Source organism: Rhizobium sp. Leaf306 (assembly GCF_001423425.1).
Lineage (GTDB): Bacteria > Pseudomonadota > Alphaproteobacteria > Rhizobiales > Rhizobiaceae > Neorhizobium > Neorhizobium soli.
On record NZ_LMNX01000001.1, the window covers coordinates 1,393,912 to 1,415,829 of the forward strand.

General features: G+C 59.1%; 20 protein-coding genes. All 20 read left to right on the forward strand.

The window, feature by feature from the left end; genetic code table 11:
- Positions 1-395 precede the first annotated feature (395 nt).
- The 20 genes from ASG19_RS06630 (at position 396) to ASG19_RS06725 (ending at position 21,918) form a co-directional block, all read left to right on the forward strand.
- Positions 396-1,049, forward strand: a complete 654-nt coding sequence (locus ASG19_RS06630; RefSeq protein ID WP_062454318.1) for a hypothetical protein — start codon at positions 396-398, stop codon at positions 1,047-1,049.
- Positions 1,033-1,728 carry a transcription termination/antitermination NusG family protein gene (locus ASG19_RS06635; RefSeq protein WP_062454320.1) on the forward strand — a complete coding sequence of 232 codons (696 nt, stop codon included), beginning with the start codon at positions 1,033-1,035 and terminating at the stop codon, positions 1,726-1,728. The genes ASG19_RS06630 and ASG19_RS06635 overlap by 17 nt, the downstream gene beginning before the upstream one ends.
- Positions 1,729-1,973: 245 nt before the next feature.
- On the forward strand, positions 1,974-2,303 hold the full coding sequence (locus tag ASG19_RS06640) for an HNH endonuclease (protein ID WP_244476086.1): 330 nt from the start codon (positions 1,974-1,976) through the stop codon (positions 2,301-2,303).
- A 344-nt stretch (positions 2,304-2,647) separates the two neighbouring features.
- Positions 2,648-3,064: a hypothetical protein gene (locus tag ASG19_RS06645; RefSeq protein WP_200933883.1), complete on the forward strand. Its 417-nt coding sequence runs from the start codon at positions 2,648-2,650 to the stop codon at positions 3,062-3,064.
- Positions 3,051-4,757 carry a terminase TerL endonuclease subunit gene (locus tag ASG19_RS06650; protein ID WP_062454325.1) on the forward strand — a complete coding sequence of 569 codons (1,707 nt, stop codon included), beginning with the start codon at positions 3,051-3,053 and terminating at the stop codon, positions 4,755-4,757. Before ASG19_RS06645 ends, ASG19_RS06650 begins: the two co-directional genes overlap by 14 nt.
- 4 nt (positions 4,758-4,761) lie before the next feature.
- Entirely contained in the window at positions 4,762-6,021 is a 1,260-nt protein-coding gene (locus tag ASG19_RS06655; RefSeq protein WP_082476202.1) for a phage portal protein, read from the forward strand.
- 54 nt (positions 6,022-6,075) lie between these two features.
- A complete protein-coding gene (locus ASG19_RS06660; RefSeq protein ID WP_244476087.1) occupies positions 6,076-7,029 on the forward strand; it encodes a head maturation protease, ClpP-related in 954 nt (317 codons plus the stop codon).
- A 9-nt stretch (positions 7,030-7,038) separates the two neighbouring features.
- Positions 7,039-8,289, forward strand: a complete 1,251-nt coding sequence (locus ASG19_RS06665; protein WP_062454327.1) for a phage major capsid protein — start codon at positions 7,039-7,041, stop codon at positions 8,287-8,289.
- A gap of 69 nt (positions 8,290-8,358) precedes the next feature.
- On the forward strand, positions 8,359-8,751 hold the full coding sequence (locus tag ASG19_RS06670; RefSeq protein ID WP_244476088.1) for a hypothetical protein: 393 nt from the start codon (positions 8,359-8,361) through the stop codon (positions 8,749-8,751).
- 10 nt (positions 8,752-8,761) lie between these two features.
- Positions 8,762-9,058, forward strand: coding sequence for a head-tail connector protein (locus ASG19_RS06675; protein ID WP_062454328.1), 297 nt, complete (start codon positions 8,762-8,764; stop codon positions 9,056-9,058).
- A gap of 2 nt (positions 9,059-9,060) precedes the next feature.
- Complete coding sequence (locus tag ASG19_RS06680) at positions 9,061-9,402, forward strand: head-tail adaptor protein (protein ID WP_062454330.1); 342 nt, start codon at positions 9,061-9,063, stop codon at positions 9,400-9,402.
- Complete coding sequence (locus ASG19_RS06685; RefSeq protein ID WP_062454332.1) at positions 9,399-9,809, forward strand: DUF3168 domain-containing protein; 411 nt, start codon at positions 9,399-9,401, stop codon at positions 9,807-9,809. Before ASG19_RS06680 ends, ASG19_RS06685 begins: the two co-directional genes overlap by 4 nt.
- Before the next feature lie 175 nt (positions 9,810-9,984).
- On the forward strand, positions 9,985-10,446 hold the full coding sequence (locus tag ASG19_RS06690; RefSeq protein WP_062454334.1) for an HK97 gp10 family phage protein: 462 nt from the start codon (positions 9,985-9,987) through the stop codon (positions 10,444-10,446).
- A gap of 73 nt (positions 10,447-10,519) precedes the next feature.
- Entirely contained in the window at positions 10,520-10,957 is a 438-nt protein-coding gene (locus ASG19_RS06695) for a phage tail tube protein (RefSeq protein WP_062454336.1), read from the forward strand.
- Positions 10,957-11,337: a gene transfer agent family protein gene (locus tag ASG19_RS06700; RefSeq protein ID WP_062454338.1), complete on the forward strand. Its 381-nt coding sequence runs from the start codon at positions 10,957-10,959 to the stop codon at positions 11,335-11,337. The genes ASG19_RS06695 and ASG19_RS06700 overlap by 1 nt, the downstream gene beginning before the upstream one ends.
- Before the next feature lie 504 nt (positions 11,338-11,841).
- Positions 11,842-15,084: a tape measure protein gene (locus tag ASG19_RS06705; RefSeq protein WP_062454339.1), complete on the forward strand. Its 3,243-nt coding sequence runs from the start codon at positions 11,842-11,844 to the stop codon at positions 15,082-15,084.
- On the forward strand, positions 15,081-15,719 hold the full coding sequence (locus tag ASG19_RS06710; protein WP_062454342.1) for a hypothetical protein: 639 nt from the start codon (positions 15,081-15,083) through the stop codon (positions 15,717-15,719). The genes ASG19_RS06705 and ASG19_RS06710 overlap by 4 nt, the downstream gene beginning before the upstream one ends.
- A 2-nt stretch (positions 15,720-15,721) precedes the next feature.
- Positions 15,722-16,348, forward strand: coding sequence for a hypothetical protein (locus ASG19_RS06715; RefSeq protein ID WP_062454344.1), 627 nt, complete (start codon positions 15,722-15,724; stop codon positions 16,346-16,348).
- A complete protein-coding gene (locus tag ASG19_RS06720; RefSeq protein ID WP_062454346.1) occupies positions 16,345-16,773 on the forward strand; it encodes a hypothetical protein in 429 nt (142 codons plus the stop codon). Before ASG19_RS06715 ends, ASG19_RS06720 begins: the two co-directional genes overlap by 4 nt.
- Before the next feature lie 3 nt (positions 16,774-16,776).
- Positions 16,777-21,918, forward strand: coding sequence for a phage tail protein (locus tag ASG19_RS06725; RefSeq protein WP_062454348.1), 5,142 nt, complete (start codon positions 16,777-16,779; stop codon positions 21,916-21,918).

Consider the following 21,918-nt stretch of genomic DNA (forward strand, 5'->3'; position numbering starts at 1 on the left):
TTGTGGAAATTGGTGCGCTGGAGCGCAAGAAGGTAGAAAGCGCGAGCGGTCGTGACAGCGCTCACTGGTATCGAGTCATCTATGATTCAGCCGTCGATAGCTCTGCATTTGACGCATGGGACGCCGACGACAAAGAGGAATTTGATCCTAATTCCTCTGCTTCAGCTGGTGCGCCCCCTGCCGGTATACCGGCACCCCCTGCCGGTCCAGAGTCGGCACCCCCTGCCGGTTCTGGACCGGCACCTATTAACGCCTCTACTTTAACGCCTCCTGCTAAACGAGAAGAGAGAGAGCGCGCGAGCGAAGACGATGAAGGGGAAGAAAATCCCAAAGCGCTGGAACGGCGTTTTCGGAAATGGTGGTCGTCATGGCCGACATACGCCATCGACGCTGAGATGCCGACACGGCGTGCCTGGCAGGATCTGGCGCCGGAGCAGCGCAAGGCCTGCGAGGAACGGACCCCTGACTATCTCGCTGCGGCCAAGGCCAGCGGTCGCAAGTTCTCCAAGGCTGCGGCGACCTATCTCTCGGAACGGGCGTGGGAGCGCCTCGACGACAGGCCTGCAGCAGCGGCGACGCCTGAGAGGCACAATCCATATTCGCGCGCCTGGAGCGCGCTGCGCCTTGCAGAGCTATCGAAACCGCCTGTCCATCTGACGCTCACGCCATTGGAAGCGCAGATCATCGAAGCGAAGCCTGAGAAGGATGCGGTGATCTGGCGCGACAAGCGCGAAAAAGCCGGATGGCCAGAGGCCGTTAAGCTGAACGATGGGGCACGTGAGCGTCGCCCGGTGTTCGTTAATCCGCGCATTGTCTCGATCTCTTCGAGCTTCGACAAGGTCGCAGTCGGCGGCGAGATCTGGGACGCTTGGAAGCGGCTGCATGCCGATCGTTGCTGGCCGTGGCTGCCAGAGCCGAACGGGTTGCCGTTCGTGCAGTTCCCGGCCTTGCCGGAAGGCATTGAAGATCCTGATGAGGCGGTGGCTGCTGCCCTTCGCGAGTTCCAGAAGAAGCTGATCGAGGTACGGGACCATGACCATGCAGCATAAAATCACGGGCAAGAAGATCAGCTACAAGCCAATGATCGCTTCAGACCTGACGAACTCGGAACGGCGAAGGATCGACGACGGGAAGGTTAAGGCCGAACGGGCTCGCAACGCGCATCATAATCTCGTGCGGATGGCACGAAAAGATGTTGTCGGTTTCGATTCACGGGCTCGTTGGATCGTTGGCACCTGCCGTTCTGGAACAGAGCAGGCGATAGGTGAGGAGCTGAAAGAGCAGAGGATCAAGACCTGGTGCCCGCTCGAACACTTCAGGACTAGACCTCGGAGAGGGCTGAAGCCTGTGGATATCTTCAGACCATTCTTCAGAGGGTATCTCTTTGTGCAGGTTGTTCCGTGCCACGAAGCGTTTGCTGGAGTGCTATGCGCATCGCGTTTGAACAGCCTTATGGGGCGTGATGGCGAGCCTTTCCTGATGCCTCCGAAGTTGATGGATGCTCTGATGCTATCGGTGCAGAAAAATGATTTGAAACAGGATGATGAGAGGCCTTTGCCAGTTCACAAAGGGGACAGGATTACCATCCGTTCGGGTCCATTCGTGGACTTCCAAACGACGGTCAGGAAGGTGATCGGAGAGCGATGGAAGCTACAGGCTGAGGTGAACATATTCGGCCGCATGACGCCAATTGAGCTGGACATTGACTCTGTCGCGCTCTCGCCGTAACGATTCGAACAAGCCGATGGTGAGTCTATCTCCATCGGCATACGGGATGACCGGAGCGTCTGATGCTGCCCTTTCGGGTATTGATGTTCTCCTCTGGCCCCAGCCTTGAAGCCTCTCGAGTGAGGCACCGATTCAGGGCAAGTGCTACAGCTATGAGATGACGAATGATGAGGCGGCCGGAAGGTCGCCTTTTGTCGTGTTAGAGTATGCCTCGTCTTAAGTCCCTGCCACCTCGACTGACCTCGATGCCGCCTCGTCTTGGACGTGCTGTCGGTGATGAAAAGGCCAGACGGAGAGAGCGCGAGATCAACACGCCGAACCGCAGCTGGTATCACAGCGCACGTTGGAAGAAGCTGCGGCTCAAGGTTTTCGAACGTGACAGCTACACGTGCAAGCAGACCGCAGCGCTCTGTCTCGGCCAGCATCCCGCTCCTAACAGTCCAGTCTGCGACCACGTCAAGCCGCATCACTGGGACGAGCAGTTGTTCTGGGACATCGACAACCTGCAGACCGTGACCAAAGCCTACCACGACAGCGAGAAGCAGAAGCAGGAGCGGGCACAGCCCGGATGGTGAGATGGCAACAGCGAACGTCGATGCTGCTGAGGTCATGAGCAGCTTGACCCTGACGTTCACACTGACGCGCACCTATCGGGCTCGCATGTGGATTGCACTCGTCTGATCCTCCTCGCAGGCTTGATCCTTGGCACGTCGATCGTAATCGTCGAGGCGGACAACGACCAGGCCGAGACCTGACCCCACCCCGTCGACCGGGAGGGGGGGGGTCGAAAGTCTGGAACCCCTCTGCCTCCTGCACCCGCGTCCCCCGCATTCAGGGAATTTTTTTATGTCGGATGAGAATTTCGACCTCTTCGGAATGCCTTTCGTGGACAAGCCCTCGAAGCGAGGCCGTCCCGCTCATGAGGTCAGCAAAAAAAAATCGCAATCGCGTCAGTATGTTATTGGCAATGGGCTGGACAAACCCTCGGATTGCGTCGGCTCTGGGCGTCACTTTGCCGACGTTGCACAAGTATTATTTTTACGAGCTTCGCGGTCGTGAGGTCGCTCGGGATCGGATGGAGCTCCGGCGGATCGAGCTGGCATGGGAGCTCTCCGAGAAAGGTAACGTTGGCGCTCTGAAGGAATTCGGCAAGCTGATGGAGCGTAGCGATCGCATGGAGATCGAACGCGAGTTGGCATCGACGCCAAAGGACACCAAGCCTGCGCCAACCGAGCGGGTTGGCAAGAAAATTCTCACCGAGCGCCAGGCGATCGATGCGGACGCCGATCTAATGGCAGAGCTGGAGCAGGAAGCTCAACAGCATGCACGTCACTGAAGATCTGCCGCGGTTCGCCTGTCCCGATTGGTGGGAGAGACTGCAGGCTGGCCAGACGCCCATGGCTGACGTTCCCTTGAACGAAGCCAAGGCAGCGAAGGCGGTTGCATTCTTCAATCGTCTGCGCCTGCCTGACATTGCTGGTAACCCTCCGCTGTCAGAAGCGTGCGGTGACTGGTTTCGTGAGATCCTTTGCGCATTCCTCGCAAGCGAAGATCCGGAGACAAAACGTATCCTGGTCCGTGAGCTGCTTTGCATGGTCCCGAAGAAAAACTCCAAGACGACTTACGTTGCGGCTTTGGGGCTGACGGCACTTTTTATGGAGGAAGCGCCAAATCGACAGATGCTGATTGTTGCGCCAAGCCAGAACATCTCCACGCGCTGCTTTGAGCAGGCACAAGGCATGATCCGGATCGACCCGCGCTTGAAAAGCATCTTCGACGTGCAGGACAGCGACAAGCGGATCACGCGTATTAAAACCGGCACGAAGCTGGACGTGAAGACGTTCGACACGGGTATCATCACCGGTGAGATACCAATCCTCACAATCATCGACGAGCTGCACGAGCTGGGGAAGAAGAACAAAGCCGCGGCTGTCATGCAGCAGATCAGAGGCGGTGGCATCACGATGCAAGGCGGTCAGGTTCTCATGATCACCACGCAATCTGATGAGGCTCCAACCGGGATCTGGAAGATAGAACTGGACAAGGCGCGGGCAATTCGGGACGGCAAAGGAGGTGGCGCGCCGATTATGCTTCCTGTCCTCTATGAGTTTCCTTTCGAGAAGCAGGTGGATCAGGAATACTGGCGCGATAAGAGAAACTGGGGCGCCGTGCTTCCAAACCTCGGCCGGTCGATTGATCCCGAACTTCTCGTTGATGACTACGAAAACAACGGGAAGGTTAATCTCGAAGCCGAACAGATATGGACCAGCCAGCATCTGAATATTCAGATCGGGGTCGGGATCGGGGGCGACGGATGGTCAGGGGCGGTTCACTGGTCCGACTGCGTCGATCCGAAACTTTCGGGGCTAGATGACCTTCTGCACCGATCGGAAGTTTGCACCATCGGCATTGACTGGGGCGGCGCGGACGATCTCGCAGCGCTGTATGTCATCGGACGAGAGAAGGTGACCAAGCGATGGCTTGGGTGGGGGCAGGCCTGGGCCCGCCAAAGTGTCTTTGAGAGGCGTAAGGGGATCTCGTCGCGCCTAAGAGAATTTCAGGCATTGGGCGAACTGATCATCTCCAAGAGCAGCGAGGACCAAGCTGCATCCGCGGCCGATATCTGTCGGCGCATTGCCGATACAGGGCTTTTGCCTGAGGCGAGAGGCATCGGACTGGACTCGGCGGGCATCGCGTTGCTGTTGGATGCACTTGAGGCAAGGAACCTTGAAGCACCTCAGCTCGAAGCTGTCGCACAGGGATGGAAACTCCAGACCGCAATTTCTTCTGTGCCGCTCAAGTTGGAAGATAAAAGGTTCATGCACGGCGACCAAGCCCTCATGGCGTGGGCAGTTGGAAATGCCAAACAGACCCTCCGCGGCAGTAACTACGTTGTGACCAAGGAAATTTCAGGGGCGGCAAAAATCGACCCTCTGATGGCACTATTCAATGCTGCCATGTTGATGTTCCTCAACCCTGAAGCAATCGGCCGCTCTGTCTACGAGACGCGCGGAATAAGGATGATCTGAGCCGATGGGCATCATGGATTTGTTTCGCGGCAAAGAGGCTGCCCCAGCATCAACCGGTCGCGCCGAGGTCATGGCGTCCGGAGCAGGTTATGTGTCGCTCGATGATCCTCGCCTAATCGAGTTCCTTCGTGATGGCATGATGACGGCGACCGGTTTCACGGTAAACCCGGAAACTGCCCTCCGAAACCCGTCAATGTTCAGGGCTTGCAGCCTCATCTCAAACTCGATTGGCATGCTGCCCCTGCATTTGATTGTTCAGGAGACTAAAGAGAAGGCAAAAGAACACCCGCTTTACCGCGTGTTGCATCGCCGACCGAACAGCTTCCAGAGTGCTTTCGACTTCCGCGCCTGCATGCAGATGCGTGCGCTGGTCCACAAAAACAGCTTTGCACGCATCTTGCGATCGACGAGCATCCGGACAGGCAAGCCGATCGTGTCGGGTTTGGTACCGCTCGATGCGCGCAAAATGTCCGTCAGCTTGAACGCCAGCTGGCGCATGGAATACCTCTACGAGCCAAGCAACGGGCCGAAAGTTCGATACCAGGCTGAAGACATTTTCCATCTCCGCGGTGCGTCGATCGACGGATTGAATGGCTTTTCGCTGATCGAGCAGGCGAAAGAGGCAATCGGCCTTGCGCTGAGTGCCGAGCTTGCCGCAGGCCGGATGTTCAAGAACGGAACGCTGGTTGGTGGCGCATTGTCACATCCCGGAAAGCTTGGAGATGACGCCTACAATCGGCTGAAAGACAGCCTCTCGGAAAAAGAGGGAGCCGAGAACGCCGGCAAGAACCTGATCCTTGAAGAAGGCATGGAGTGGAAGGCCTACGGGTCGAACGCCAAAGACTCCCAAATGACGGAGCTGCGCAAGCTTCAGATTGAGGAAATTGCTCGCGTTTCTGGCGTTCCGCGGCCGCTGCTGATGGTCGACGAGACGAGCTGGGGCTCCGGCATAGAAGCGCTGGGGCAGTTCTTCGTCGCGTATGCGCTGAACCCGTGGTTCGAAGCCTGGCAGCAAGCTGTCGAGCGATGCCTGCTCGATGATGAGGAGGTCGAACTCTACGAGGCCAAGTTCAATCCGGGAGCCCTGCTGCGCGGATCTCTGAAAGACCAGGCTGACTATCTCTCGAAAGCGCTCGGCGCTGGCGGGCATCAGCCGTGGATCCACTACGACGAAGCTCGCGACACGATGGATCTGCCGGAGCGTGAAAAGCCGATTAATCCCATGACGCAGCCAAACAGCGGACCGCCGCCGGCTGCACAATAAATATCGGCCAGCACTACGGCTGCAGACGCGACTACCCCGAAACAGGATTCGATCATGACAAACAAGCCGCTTCCTAAGCCGGTCAAGCCGGCTGCTGTCCAGATGGCCGGTTCATCGGTCCGCAAGCCGCCGCGTGGTGCTGTCACCAAGCCGCAGGCTAAAGGCCGTTTCGGTGCGCTGCCGGTACCGGCAAACCGGGAAGTCTCTGCCTACACCAAGCCCAACGTCTTTGATCGCTGGACTGACGACGCGGCCGGGGTTCGCTCGCTGGAGATGGGCGACAACGTCATAACCATGTTCGACATCATCGGCGAAGACTACTGGTCGGGGGGCGGTATTACCGCAAAGAAGGTCGCGGCGCAGCTGAAGGCAATTGGGCCGAAGCCGATTGAGATCCAGATCAACAGCCCTGGCGGCGATATGTTCGAAGGGATCACAATCTTCAATATTCTGCGGGAACATCCCCAGCCGATCACCGTCAAGGTCATGGGCATGGCCGCCTCGGCCGCGTCCGTCATCGCAATGGCAGGCGACACGATCGAGATTGGCGCTGCATCCTTCCTGATGATCCACAATTGTTGGGTGCTTGCGCAGGGCAATCGCCACGATATGCGCGAGACTGCGGACTGGCTTGAACCTTTCGACCAGGCGATGGTCGATCTCTACGCTGCCCGATCAAAGCAGGACGCGAAGAAGATCGCGAAATGGATGGACGATGAAACGTTCATGTCGGGATCGCAGGCCATCAGCCAAGGCTTTGCCGACGCGCTTTTGCCGGCCGACAGCATGAAGATCGACGACGAGGCGAAAGCACGCGACGAGGATCTCAACGAAATTCGGGCGATGGAGCTTTCCCTCGTCTCGGCGGGCATGACGCGCACCGATGCGCGCGCTCGCCTCACCAAGATCAAAGGCACGCCAGGCGCTGCCTTTGAAGACACGCCAGGCGCTGTCGCAGACGATTGGTCCGGTCTTGCCGGGCTGCTTTCTTCCATCCGGTCAAACTAGGAGATCCCTATGACCATGAAATTTGCTCCGGGCGCTTTCGCGCTCGCGCGTCCGCGCGCCGTACTGACAATGCCTCGCGCCGACGCAACCGATCCCAAGGCCATGCTGGCCCAGATCAACGCCGCCTTCGAGGAGTTCAAGAAGGCGAACGAAGAGAACATGAAGGGCAAGGCGGATGTCGTCGTTGCTGAGAAGGTCGAGCGCATCAACGCCTCCATCACCGAGATGGAGAAGAACATGCAGAAGGCCGTCGACGATCTGAATGCCAAGGTCGCTGCAGCTGGCTCCGGCAACATCATCGGCGATATCCCGGGCGATCCGGAATACACTAAGGCGTTCAAGGCGCATATGCGCAAGGGTGACGTCTCGGCGGCCATGACTAAGGGCACTGCCGAAGACGGCGGCTATCTGGCTCCGATCGAATGGGATCGCACGATCACCGGCCGCCTGAAGCGGATCTCGGCAATTCGTGCCAATGCTCGTGTGCAGTCGATCACCGGTGCTGGCTTCAAGAAGCTGTTCACCGATCGTGCGGTCGGCTCTGGCTGGGTGGGTGAAACCGCCTCGCGGCCGGCAACCACGACGCCGCAGTTCGGTCAGCTCGACTTCATCCCTGGCGAGATCTACGCGAATCCGGCGATCTCTCAGCAGATGCTCGACGATGCTGCCATCGATCTGGAAGTCTGGCTTTCCGACGAGGTTGACACCGAGTTCTCCCGTCAGGAAGGCATTGCCTTCGTCGGCGGTGACGGGGTCAATAAGCCGAATGGCATCCTGACTTACGTGACTGGCGCCGCCAATGCCGCCAAGCACCCATGGGGCGCCATCCAGGTGCAGAACTCCGGCGCTGCCGCCGGCGTGACGCTCGATGCCATGATCGACCTGATTGCAAGCCTGCCGGAGGAACTTTCGCAGAACGCGAAGTTCTTCATGAACCGGCTGTCGGTTGCCGCTTATCGCAAGATCAAGGATGCCAACGGCAACTACATCTGGCAGCCGAGCCCTGCTGTCGGTCAGCCGTCGACGCTGTTCGAAGCGCCAATCGTGCAGGTGCCGGACATGCCAGTCGTAGCGGCCGGCAACATCGCCGCTCTCTACGGCGACATGGAAGCGACTTACCTGGTCGTCGACCGTGTCGGCATCCGTGTCCTTCGCGACCCCTACACCAACAAGCCGTTCGTGCACTTCTACACGACGAAACGCGTTGGCGGCGGCGTCTACAACCCCGAGCCAATGCGCGCCCTCAAGATCGGCGTCTGATCCAGGCGGCGGGCGTCACATAACGCCCGCTACCACTTTGCTTCAGCCCAGATATCAAAGGAGGCCACCATGGCCACGACGAAAGAAACCACCGCGCCAGCCGCAGCCAAGCAGGCGCCCGAAGCAAACCATCACAATGAGACGGTTTCTGTCACGAACAGCGGCAATAACGCGCCTGTAGCCACGCCGGTGGAGAGCGTGACGTCCACTGAGACTGTGGCGACGGAACAGGCAGCAAACATCGCACCGGCGACCGAGGTCGATCCTTCCGGTGCACCCGTCCAGATCGTTCCGGACGTCGATCTCTCGCATCCGGCCATCGACGCCGATCCGCGCAAGGGCACGACGGTTGCTCAGAACCGTATCGACTTCAACGATCCTACCCTCACCCCCGGCGAGGCTGTTGCGAACATGCTTCGCGCTCAGGGTGTCGAAGTCATCACCGACCCCTCCAGCAAGTAAGGTCGCTTCCATGGCAAACGTCGTCGTCCTGACTACCGGCCCGCTCTACACTCTGGACGAGGTGAAGGCGCATCTTCGCGTCGATGGCAGCGACGACGACGTTACCATTGAAGCATACATGGATGCCGCTCAGGAATCCGTGCTGCAGTACTGCAACCTGGCTCTCGTTCCCCCTGGTAAGGAAAACACGTTCAAAGTCGCAGCGCTGATGTACGTCGCGGCGATGTATGAGAACCGAACGGGTCTCGATGGGCTTCCGCAGTCGGCGCAGTTGCTCGTGAACCCTTACCGTTGGCTTCGGGTGTAGCGATGGAAGCTGGCAAGCTGGACCGGCGTGTTGCATTCGACGCGCCGAAGAAGGTTAAAGATGGTCATGGCGGCATCAAGAACGGCTTTGCCGACGAGGCCGACGCGACAAAGGTTTGGGCGAACTTCCGTTACCTTCTTGGCGGCGAGACTGTCCAGGCTGCCCGTCTAGCCGGTCGTCAGCCTATCGTTGTGACGGTGCGCAGCAGCTCGCAGAGCAAGGCTGTCGACACTTCCTGGCGCATGCGCGACAGCGATGGCGAGATCTACAATATCCGCTCCGGACCGGTTCCCTCAGATGACCGGCTTTATCTGGAATTCACTGTCGAAGGCGGCGTGGCATGAGTGTTTCAGTCGCCTTTCAGGACATCGTGCTTTCGCTGTTGTCAAACGACGGGGCAGTGTCTGCAATTGTCGGCGACAGGATCATTGACGGTCCCGATGCAAAGACGCCTTTCCCTTACGTGAGCTTCGGGGCGACGGACACGGAACGTCTTGATGCTGAATGCATCCCCGGTCGCGACGAGACGATGCAAATCGACTGTTGGTCACGCGATGACGGACGGCTCAACCCTTGCAAGGCACTCGTCAACGCGGTTGAGGCTGCGCTTCACGAGAAAGACGGAACCCTCAGCGTCGGCGCTCTGATCTCGCTGAATGTCGTTTTGTCGCGATGCTTCATCGATCCTGATGGCATCACGGCTCATGGTGTCGTGCAAATCACGGCCGAAATTGAAGACCCTCGCAACTAAGGACTGGCAATGGCTCGCGTTCGTTTTCTCAAAGACTTTGACTATCGGCCGACTGGCAACAGTCTCACCGCATACCTCGCGGGCATGGAAGAAACCGTAAAGCGGGAATGTGCCGATCAGGCTATCGCTGAAGGCAAGGCGGTTGAGCTGCCGGCCGCAACAAGGGGTAAGCCAAATGGCGAAAATCCTGAACCTGGCTCGACTGGACAGGAAGCTTAAGCGGCTCCCGACTGTAGCTCGGGAGCGCATCAGGCTAGGCATGGAAGAGGCGGCTGACGAAATCGTCGCCATGATGAAAAGCCTAGTTCCGAAAGACAGCGGCACGCTGCGCGACAGCATCGGCTGGACGTGGGGAAAGGCACCTAAAGGCTCCATGGTCATGGCGACGGCCAAGGGATCATTGGGAGCTGATCTCACGCTGACGATCTACGCCGGCAACAGCGATGCCTATTACGCCCGGTGGGTCGAATTCGGTACTGCAGGACATACCAACGCTGGGAAGTTCGCCGGTTCAGACAACCCTGGCACAAGGGCGCAACCGTTCTTCTACGTGAGCTGGCGCGCAAATAAACGAGCGGCAAAGCGCATCGTCAGGAAAGCCAGTCGAGACGCAGCCAAAAAAGTGGCTGCCGGCTGAAACTATCAATTTTTCAATTCTGATCGCCTGCCGTTCGGTGGGTTCATTGGCATGCCATCAAAGGAGATCCACAATGGCAGAAGCAACGGGTATTAAGGGCGGACGCATCAAGATCATGCTCGGCAACTCTGCCGTTCCAATTGTCTACGGCGTTCCATGCGGACTGACGCAGCGTTCGCTTACCTTCAACAAAGGTCTGGAAGAGTTTCAGCTTCCCGACTGTGACGACCCCGATCAGGTGTCCTGGATGGGCCGTGACGCGATCTCAATCTCGATGTCGATCGGCGGCGAAACTGTTATCGCCGAAGAAAGCGTTGAAACGTGGCTGGATGCTGTGGAGGACGAGGACTCCACGCCGATCAAGGTCATTGCCGAGTTCCCGGCCAAAACGATCACGTGGACCGGTAAGGCGCACGTCGAAACGTTCGAAATCACGGGCATCAACAACCGCCGCGCGACTGGCACCGTCTCCCTCCAGAGCGACGGCAAGATGACGCGAGTTGTCGTCTAATGCGGGACGCGCAGATAACACTGCCGTGGGCGGATGGTGACTACACCTTCCGCCTCGGCTGGGGCGAGTTGGAGCTGCTGCAGGAGGCGTGCGGTGCTGGCCCTTACGTGGTCCTGAACCGATTAATCGCCGACGAATGGATGATGGGCGACGTTCTGCATACCATCCGTCTCGGACTGATTGGTGGCGGAATGGCTCCAACAGACGCCCTTAAAAAGGTTCGTGACTATGTCGAAAAGCGCCCACCCGTAGAGAATGTTCTCTATGCGCAGGGCATTCTGTCGGCTGGCCTAACCGGAGCTCCAGAGGAAGGCGCGCTGGGGGAGGACGTGGCCGGAAATCAGGACAGCAGCTCGACGACCTCCCAAACGGAAAGCTGAGATTTGCGGCCATCTACGGCAATGGCGCCGTGATGGGTTTTAGCCCGCAACAAGTGCGGGCTATGAGCATGTGGCAGTATTTTGCGGCGCTAGATGGATATCAGAAGGCGAACGGCGCCGAAGACGCCATGACCAAGGCCGAAGAAGACGATCTTTGGGATTGGATTAATTCTAGCGACTAAGCCTTGCGACCGATGAGCCGGCAGCCATCCGGTAACGATCACCATTGGAGCAATCGAGGACATACCCCCCTGATGCAACAGGCGTGACCATCTCGATGGTGCCGCAGCTATTTAGGATCGACTTCATTGCTTCGCGCGCAACAGCGTATTCCGCTGAGTCGGACCTGATCGACGTGCTTACTGCAAGGCTGGAGCTACCTCGGCTCGAAAACAGGGGCGAAAAGAGCCAATAGCCTCCCCCGCCAACGACAAGAAGAACTATCAACCAAGATAGGACGATTTCTCGTTCTTCTCTTCTTTTTGCATCTGTCACAGGACACCTATGGCAACCGATATTGAAAAATTGGTCGTACAACTTTCCGCTGACCTTAAGGGGTACCAGCGCGAAATGCAAAAGGCCGTAGGTGTCTCCAATCGACAGATGAAGGCTATCGAGACGCGCGCGAGCCAGCTTGACAAGAGGCTTGGTGCAATTGGCAAGAACGCCGCGGCAGGACTGATCGCGCCTCTGACAGGCGTCGCGGCTGCACTTTCCATTCGTGAAGTTACACGGTATGCCGATGCGTGGACATCTGCGAAGAACAGCCTCGCTGTTGCAGGTGTCACAGGGCAGCGGCAAACTCAAATTCTCGATCAGCTCTACCAGTCTGCGCAGGCGAACGCCGCCCCGGTGACAGCACTTGCTGACCTTTATGGCAAGGCCGCGCAAGCCTCCGATAACTTGGGCGCGTCTCAAGACGATCTGATCAAGTTCTCTGATGGCGTGGCTACAGCTCTTCGCGTAGCAGGAACGAGTGCACCTGCTGCGTCGGGAGCTTTACAGCAGCTTGGCCAGCTTCTTGGTTCTGCCCGCGTGCAGGCGGAAGAGTTCAATTCCGTCAATGACGGTGCGCGCCCCATCCTTATTGCCGTCGCAAACGGTCTTGATGCAGCTGGCGGATCTGTCAGCAGGCTAAAGGAGCTTGTCAACGACGGCGCAGTTTCTGGCCGGCAATTCTTTGAAGCCTTTATCAAAGGTTTGCCAACCATCCAAGGCATGGCGGCGAACGCGACGCAGACGATCGAACAGGGTTTTACCAAGGTCGACAACGCCTTCACACGTTACATTGGCTCGACCGACGAGAGCTTGGGTGCGACGCAGCGACTAGTCCAAGGTCTCAGTCTTCTTGCCGATAACTTCGACACGGTCGCGGATACGACGCTCACCGTTGCAAGTGTTATTGCCGGCGTTCTTGTCGGCCGCTCAATTGTCAAGATGATCAGCGGCCTTAAGGACGGGGCGACAGCCGCTCGCGCTCTGGTCGGGGCGTTGTCTCTCCTGAAATATGTCCGAAACGTACGTGATCTGGGGGCCGCCTTCTCTTTGCTTGGCCTCGCTGCTGGCCCGATTGGTGCTCTGGTGGGTGTCGCGGCGGTGGGCGCTGTGACCTATTTTGGCGGGAAAGCTGTAGAGACTACCGCTCGGACCGAGAGGCTCAAGCAGGAAATGGAGGCACTCGGGCTCAACGCGGAAAAGCTAGGTCCGTCCGTTGAGAGCGCCGCTACAGCTCTCGATAAGCTCGCGCCAGATCAGCTTCGGGCTCGTCTTGCTGACGTAAACGCCGAACTAGATCGAATGAACGACCGTAGCTGGTCGAACATGTTGGGGTTTGGCGATGCTGATACGCTTGGTGATATCAAAGCTCAGATCACAGCTATAACCCGAGGTCGGGTGAATGACTTCGATCGCGACGCCGCAAAGCAATTGCGCACGTTGATCTCGCAGGCGGAAAACGGAGAGCTCACGCTCGAACAAGTCCGGACGCGACTGAACGAGATAGGCAAAGTCGACGTAAGTGCAGGTGTCGCAACGCTCATTGATAAGCTGAGAGAAGTTTTCCCGTACATGCGTAGCCTCCGGACAATGGCCGGCCAGCTCGGAGACGGCATTGCAAACGGGGCTGCTGGGCGCACTGTATATCCCGCGGCCGACTATCAGGACCGCTTGGCCCAGGCAGAGACCACGCGCAGAGAAGGCGTTGGCAAGACGCTGCTCGACGAGGAAAAGCGTCGCGCCGCTCTGACAGATAGTCAGCGTGACCTTGAAGATGAGATGAAGCGCCTACGTGAGGCGATCGAGAAACAGGGCGGTATCGCAACGGATGCAGCCGTCCGAGCGCAGGCAGAGGCGAATCTTGCGTCAAAGGCATCGGCTACGGGCGGCGGAAGCCTCGACTTGCATCGGTTCCTCGCTGGCGGGAAAGACGCATCGCACATCAGCGGCCTGTCGTCGACGTTCGAAGGCAAGCTCGAAAGCCTTTTCGCGGCCCTGCCGAAAGAGCTGGCTGGACAGTTGAAGATCAACTCCGGCTACCGGTCGGTCGAGCGACAGCAGCAGCTGTGGCAGGACGCGCTAAAGAAATACGGGTCCGTGGCAGAGGCTCGCCGTTGGGTGGCTCCTCCCGGCAACAGCCAGCACAACAAGGGCAACGCCGCGGATCTTGGATACAGTTCCGACGCGGCTCGCCAGTGGGCGCACTCCAATGCCAGCAAGTTCGGCTTGTCGTTCCCGCTGTCGAATGAGAACTGGCATATCGAAGACGCGGATGCTCGCGCCGGTGTGGTGGCCGATAAGACCAAGCAGCTCGAAGAGCAGGGGCAGGCATATGACGACGTCATCGCGCGAGCCCGTGAGTTCGTTGCGGAGCAAGGCTTGGAAGGTACTGCTCTCGGAATGACAACTCAGGCGGCAAACCGTCTACGGTACGAACAGGAACTGCTCAACCAGGCTAAGCAGGCGGGACTCGAGCTTTCCCCAGCGCAGATCGATAGCATCAAGCAGCTTGCTGGTGAGATGGCGATTGCCGAAGAGAAAACGCGTCTCCTCACACAGAGCCAAGACGAAATGCGCCGAGCTGCCGAAGAGTGGGCATCGGTCGGCAAGGATGTCACGAAGGGCTTCATCACCGATCTGATGAACGGCGCCACTGCAGCGGACGCGCTCAAGAACGCACTCTCACGAGTTGCGGACGTGCTGCTCGACCAGGTGCTGGACGCCATTTTCCAAGTCAACGGGGCAGGCAGTGGCGGCGGTGGGCTTGGTGGCCTCGGCGGCATCATCTCGTCGATCTTCGGTGGCGGGAAAAGCTCCTCGTTCCCGGCCGCTCCGGGCGGGGCGCTCTGGTCCGACGGTGGTTATACTGGCCCAGGCGGCAAGTATCAGCCTGCGGGTGTCGTGCATAAAGGCGAAGTCGTTTGGAGCAAGCGTGATGTGAGCAAGGCCGGCGGCGTGGCGGCGGTCGAAGCAATGCGTCTTGGTCAGAGAGGCTATGACGGTGGCGGACCCGTGGCACTTCGCGCACCGACGATGCCTGTGATCCGCAACGGTGGCCGAGGCGGGAACTTCAACGTCCGCAGTCAGGTCGATGTCAGTGTTAGCGACCAGGGCGAGCTTCGCGCCTTCGTGAAGAAGACGTCAGTCGAAACTGTCGATGCGCGTACACCGCGTCATGTCGACGCCTTCAGCCGAAACGCGTTGCCGCAGCGGATGGCCGAGATCAATTCTAATCCCAGGAAGCGCGGATGACACAGTCTCTCGACTACCTGTCGTTCTACCGGTGGGCGCCCTTCAAGTGGGAAATCAAGCGGAATGATCAGCTGAGCGGTTTGGGCTCGGGAAGAACGATCGGCGCCGAGCTGGCGCCGCCGCTCTGGATGGCACAGGTCAGCGCATTGCAGATGCGCAACACGATCGCGGAGGAGGTCGACGCGAAGATCAGAGCGCTACGCGGTCCGCAAGATCTGTTCATGATGACCAGCTCGCTGTTTCGCGGACCGCGTCTTGATCCTGCCGGCATCGCGCTCGGAAGCGCTGCTGTGTCGGTCGCGAGCATTGTTGCCGGTGGAACGGGCCTCGCGCTTAAGGGGCTGCCGGCCGGCTACGTTCTGTCGATCGGCGACAAGGTACAGATCCAGTATAGCGGGGATCCTGAGCGATACGCGTTCTTCGAGTTCTCGCAGGCGGGTCTGGCGAACGGTGCAGGTGTGACACCGCAGATCCGCGTATTCCCCGCGTTGCCGGCAGGCGTAGCCGTCGACATGGCCGTCACCCTCATCAAGCCCGCTTGCCGCGTCTTCGTCGTTCCTGAGAGCTATAAGGTTGGGCAGGTGACAGGCGGCATCACATACGGCTGCAGCTTCCAGATCATGCAGAAGAAATAGCCATGCGCAACGTAGATCCTGATTTCATGGCCGCGTTAGCCGACGCGCCAGAGCGAGGCATCGTGCCGCGCAAGCTGGTGAGCGTCACCGCCCGCGAATTCGGCCATCCAACCGTCTTGGAGACAGTGTCCTTTTGGACCGGTGATGAGAACGTCGACATCACAGTCACGTCCGGCGTTGACAGCCAGCCATCGACGCGGCTGTTTTACGGCAGCGTCAACCTTGAGGTGGGGTCGATCCCGCGTGTTTCGGACCTGACCATCCAGACCGTCCCTGTCAGCATCAGCCAGCTTGCTGATCCCGTTCAGCAACTGGTCCGCGGCTACGATGTGCGACTGGGCAAGGTCGAGATCTGGGACATGCTTCTTGATCCCGCAACGCGCTTGCCAGTTGGGGTGCCGCAGCTCGTGTTCCTCGGTGAGGTCGACGGCTCGCCGATCGACACGCCTTCGGTGGGTGGCGAAGGTCTGGTGACCATACGCTGCGTCTCCGATGCCATCTCGATGCTGACCCGCAAGAACTACACGAAGTCGTCCTACGAGGCGCAGAAGCTGCGCGGTGGCGACGAGTGGGGCAAGTACGCCAACACCGTCAAGACCTGGCGCATTCCATGGGGGCAGGCAGTATGATCGAGCTGCACCGCAAGCCGCTGTGGATTTCCGAGTTCCACGCGCTCGTTGATGAAATCCGGCGCCAGCCATTTGACTGGCAAGGTCATGACTGCGTGCTGGGTCTTGGCGCCCGCACCGTCCAAGCTCTAACCGGCGTCCGCTTTGGTGAGGAGTATGCCGACCAGTTCAGCGATGCTGCATCTGCTTATCGGCTAATTCGAAAACTCGGCTTCGACGATATCGCGGATCTCCTGGCAAACTATCTGCCGGAATACTATCATCCGTCTGAAGCGCAGATGGGTGATATCGTCACCATCCCTGTCGACACCCAGTTCAAGCACAGCCTCGGCGTGGTCAACGGCGAGCGCGTCATCACGATGACAGAGACCGGGATCGGTACCGTCGATCGCCTTTCTGCAGACCGCGCATTCCGGGTCGGGTAATTCATGAAAATTTTCGTTCTTGCTCTCAACGTCATAGGCTTCTGGCTTCTGGCGGACCAGGCGCATGCCGGCCCGGTGTTTGCCGCCATCCCGGCGCTGATCGCCTCGCTGGGTTCGGTTGGATCGCTAATTGCCAAAATTCTTCTGACGGTCGCGCTCAATCTCGCGTCGACGCTGCTTCAGAAGATGACGGCGAAGAAGCAGAAGCAGCAGGCCGTTGGCGTCAAGCTGGAAATCCAGATGGGCGACGACCTGCCTGTCTCGACGACGATCGGTCGATACGCGACGGCCGGCAAGCGCAAGTATGCTGGCACCTATGGCGATATCGGCGGAACACCGAATGCAATGTTCGTCGACGTCATTGAGTTAGGCAACATGCCCGTGTCGGGTCTGCAGGGCCTGTGGATCGACGACGAGAAGTGCACGATCATGTGGGACGAAGAAACGTCTCGCGGCTTTCCGATCTATCAGTTCCAGGGCGCGCTCAGCAAAGATCACCACGCTTGGATCAAGTTCTACGACGGCACTCAGACGCAGCCGAACGCGTATCTGCGCGCGCGTTTTGGCGACCATCCGAACCGGCCGTTCCTTGATACGATGATCGGCCGTGGCTGCCCGTATGCAGTCATGACATTCCGCTTCAACCGCGACATGTTCGGCGGTGCGCCGACCTGCGTGTTCGAGCTGGGTCCGCTCAAGCTCTATGACATCAGGAAGGATTCAAGCGCAGGCGGCAATGGCCCGCACCGGTGGAATGCACCGGCGACCTGGGAGCCGTCCACCAACCTGCCGGTCATGATCTACAACATCATCCGCGGCCTGAAGTACAACGACCAGTGGATGTTCGGCGGTCAGGATCTGGCAGCCTCAAGGCTCCCTGCGTCCAACTGGATCGCAGCGGCGCAAGAGGCGTCGCGCCTCATCCGCATCACGGACCAGCCGAGCGAGCCGCAGTTCCGTGGCGGATACGAGATTACCGGCGATATGGAACCGCTCGATGTGATCGACGACCTGCGCGCGGGCTGCGCTGCCCGCATTGCTGAGAATGGCGGCTCGTTCAAGATTCACGTTGGCGCATTCGCGGCGGCCGTCTTTGCGATTTCCGACGCAGATATCATCGTGACGGAAGATCAGAGCTTCGAGCCGTTCCCCGGTCTCGATGCCACGGTCAATGCGATCAAAGCCAGCTACCCGGAGCCCGACGAAAAGTGGGCATCGAAAGATGCGCCTACGCTCTACCGTCCATCGTTGGAAATCGAAGACGGCAACCGCGTGCTGCCGGCTGACGTCCAGTTCCCGGCCGTGCCATACAAGCGCCAGGTCCAGCGCCTGATGCGCATGATGATCGAGGAAGAGCGCCGCTTCCGGACGCATCAGTTCTATCTGCCCCCGCAGGCATGGGTGCTAGAGCCGAACGACGTCATCTCCTGGACGTCGGAACGCAACGGCTACGAGAACAAGAAATTCATCATCCTCGCAATCGAAGGCGAGATGACGCTCAATCAGCTCGTGACGATCAAGGAAATCGACCCGGCCGATTATGATTGGTCGCCTGAATTCGAGCTGCCGACGTCCGAAGGCTGGATGGGCCGGATCGAGGCGCCCGTACAGGAAATGGACGGTTGGTCTGTCGGGCCCGCATCGATCGCCGACAACGATGGCACCCCACGCCGCGTCGCTATCAAGATCGAATGCGCCAACGGCCTCGACGACGTCATGAAGGTGTGGGTTCAGGTCCGTAACAGCGTGACCGGCGACGTCGTGTTCGACAGCGACCAGACGCCCTACGCGGACCCATATGAATGGTTGCTCTCGGGCGACTGGTGTCTGCCAGCCACCGACTACGAGGTTCGGGGGAAGTACGTTCCGTTCACGGCCCGCAAGACCAACTGGTCGGCCTGGCTCCCGGTCAGCACATTCGACACGCGCCTGACGTTCGAGGATCTTCAAGCAGAGATAGTCGGGAGTCTTGAAACCCTCAAGGCTTGGATCGACGACGATCTTTTTGTGAATGTCGGCGAGCAGGGGCAAGCCCTGCAGCAGGAAATCCAGGACCGTGTTGCAGCCGTGCAGGCGCAGGCGGACGCGCTTGCGGCTGAAGCATCAACACGCGCTGATGCAATTGCTGAACAGGCCGACGCGATCGAGCAGGAGCAGCAGGCGCGGATCTCCGCCATCATCGAGCAGGCATCGCGGTTTCGCGGGGTGAGCGCTGAGATCGAGGCTCTTCGGGATTACATCGCTGAGAACGACTTCGCGCAATTCGACAAGGTCGAAAAGCTGCGGACGCTGCTGACGGCCCGAATTGGTCAGGTGGTTGCGACCTACGATGAGCAGATCACGATCGCTGTTTCGCAGACATCCGCCCTTGCACAGCGCACGACGACTCTCGAAGCGACGTCTTCCGGTTTGTCGGCTCAGGTGCTGTCGGTCGAAAGCGCAAGTGTCGGCCGCGATACAGCTCTTGCCGATCGCATCAATGCGCTGTCTGCCGGCACTGACAATCAGTTCGATCCGCTCCGGATGTGGGCGTTCGAAACCGATGTCATGGGTTGGACCGGCGACGTCGCGCCTGTCGTGTCCAGCGGCTATCTGCGCCCTGGCGATAGCGCTTCCCCTTATTCAGTCTCTCCGATCGCACTTGGTGTTGTTGCCAATACCTACAGGCAGATCCGTGCGCGCATTCGCAAAACCGGCAACCCGGTCTGGGAAGGTCAGGCCTGGTGGAACAGTATTGCTGACTTCGCCTGGAGTGACACCCGGCGCGTCACGATCGCCGCACCTTCCTTCGATGCCAACGGCCTGTCGAATATCACGTTCGATATGCCGTGGACGGGAACAGTCGACCAGATCCGCATCGATCTCTCGGTTGCGCAGTCTGCCACGGACTATTTCGAGTTCGACTGGATCTCGATTGGATCACCGAGCCCCGGTGCGTCCCGAGCAGAGCTGTATGCCGAGCAGTCGGCCCGTGCGTCGGGCGACAGTGCCAACGCAGAGTCGATCACCGCCCTGCAAGCGCTCTTTTTGGACGTCAACGGCGATGTGACAGCGCTTGCCTCCGGCCTCTCGACGATCACCACGACCGTCGAAAATCTGGAAGGCAGCGTTGCCGCTCAGGCGCAGTCGCTGACGACGCTTAATACTCAGCTTGGTCAGAAAGCCAATGCCACGGCGCTGGCGCTGCTGTCTGCCCAGGTCGATGCCATGAACGGTGGCGGCGGCATCGTCATCCAAGGGCAGTCGACGACGGCGCTCCGCAATGAGCTGACGGATCTGCTCGCCGAGACAACGGATGCGGCCTTTGCCGCCTTCCTCGGTCAGCAGAATGTGCGCAACGCTCTGACGACGGCTTCGCAGACACTGACGACCCGCATCGAGGCGACGAACGACAGCGTCGATATCGTTGCAAAGGCCGTCACACTGGTTGAGGCGGCACTGCCGGGTAAAGCTAGCGCCTCGGCATTGCAGTCGCTCGAAGCTCGGGTCACAGCGACCGAAGGTTCGATCACGAGTAGCTCGACTGCGATCACGTCGTTGCAGAACTCGGTCGCCGGGAAGGCGGACGCGAGCGCGCTGCAATCGCTTCAGACCGTTGTCATCGAACAGGGTGACGACCTCGAAGCACAAGCGCAGTCGATCGGTCAGATACAGGTCTCTTTGGACGGAAAGGCGTCCGCGACGGCGCTGTCGAGCCTACAGACGACGGTCAGCCAGCAAGGGACGGCACTCTCGTCTCAGGGTACCGCTATCACGTCGTTGCAGAACGGGCTCGACGGCAAGGCTTCTGCATCTGCCGTCAGCACTCTTCAGCAGACGGTAACGAACCAAGGCAACGCAATATCGTCGCAAGGATCGGCGATCACCAACCTGCAGAACTCAGTCACCGGCAAAGCTGACGCTTCGGCTCTGCAGACCTTGTCCAACACGGTAGGTCAGCTGGGTAACTCGATCAGTTCGCAGAGCTCGGCAATCACGTCGCTGCAGACCTCGCTCAACGGGAAAGCGTCTGCTTCGGCTTTGAGCAGTCTGCAGCAAACGGTCACGAGCCAGGGCGATGCGATCTCATCTCAGGGATCGGCGATCAATGGCTTGCAAAACGCGCTGGACGGTAAGGCATCGGCATCCGCTCTCAGCGGCTTGCAGCAGACTGTGGCGGGTCAGGGCAATACGATCACGTCGCAAGGGTCGGCAATCACGAGCTTGCAGAACTCTTTGAGCGGCAAGGCCGACAGCTCGGCGTTGCAGACGTTGTCGAGCGTTGTCGGTCAGCAGGGCAATGCGATCAGCTCGCAGGGCTCGGCGATCACCTCACTGCAAAATGCTCTCGGTGACAAAGCCAGCGTGTCAGCTCTCAGCAGCCTGTCAACGCTTGTGTCTGAGCAAGGCGGGCAGATCACTGCTCAAGCAACATCGCTCCAAGGGCTAAGTGCTGCGGTCGGTTCGTATTCGGCAGATGCACGCTTCAAGATGGAAGTCCAGGCGGGCCCTGGTGGCTATGTTCGAATTGGTGCGCGGGGGCGTGTTGATGCGAACAGTGACTATCGCGAGGCGTGGTTTTACCTCGATATCTCTTACGACGGAGCCAATCCGACACAGTTCCTGGTCGATGCGCAGCGCTTCGCTCTGATCGCCAACGGCGGCAAAAACGTGCCGTTCGCCGTCGACCAGAATGGTGCCTTTCTGCAATCGGCTTATATCCGCAACATCACGACGGACCAGATCACGTTCAAGGACGGATCTGTCCAAGACACTGCGGTGGCCCAGAACGCGGTTGCTGAGCGGCGCTTCTTCGCATCGGCCTCTACTGAAAACATTCCATCCGTCTACACGAACATCGGATCGGTCTCGATCAACAAGGATGGCGTCGACTACCTCGAAGTTGATGCGGTGATCAGGTGTCAGGGGCAGGCAGGCAGTGTGCTCGACATTCGCCTTCGCGAAGGCACCGACAACAACGGTGTCGACGCCGATAGCTGGACATTCACCACCAACAACGAGTTCAGGGCAATCCGCCTCAAGTACATGGTCGATAGCGGAAGCGGCATCCGAACTTACTCCATCATCGCAAGGGTTCTCAGCGGTTCGGTGATTGCCGGCCGTCGCACCCTTGCCGCCAAACGGGACAAGAAATCCAATGCCTGA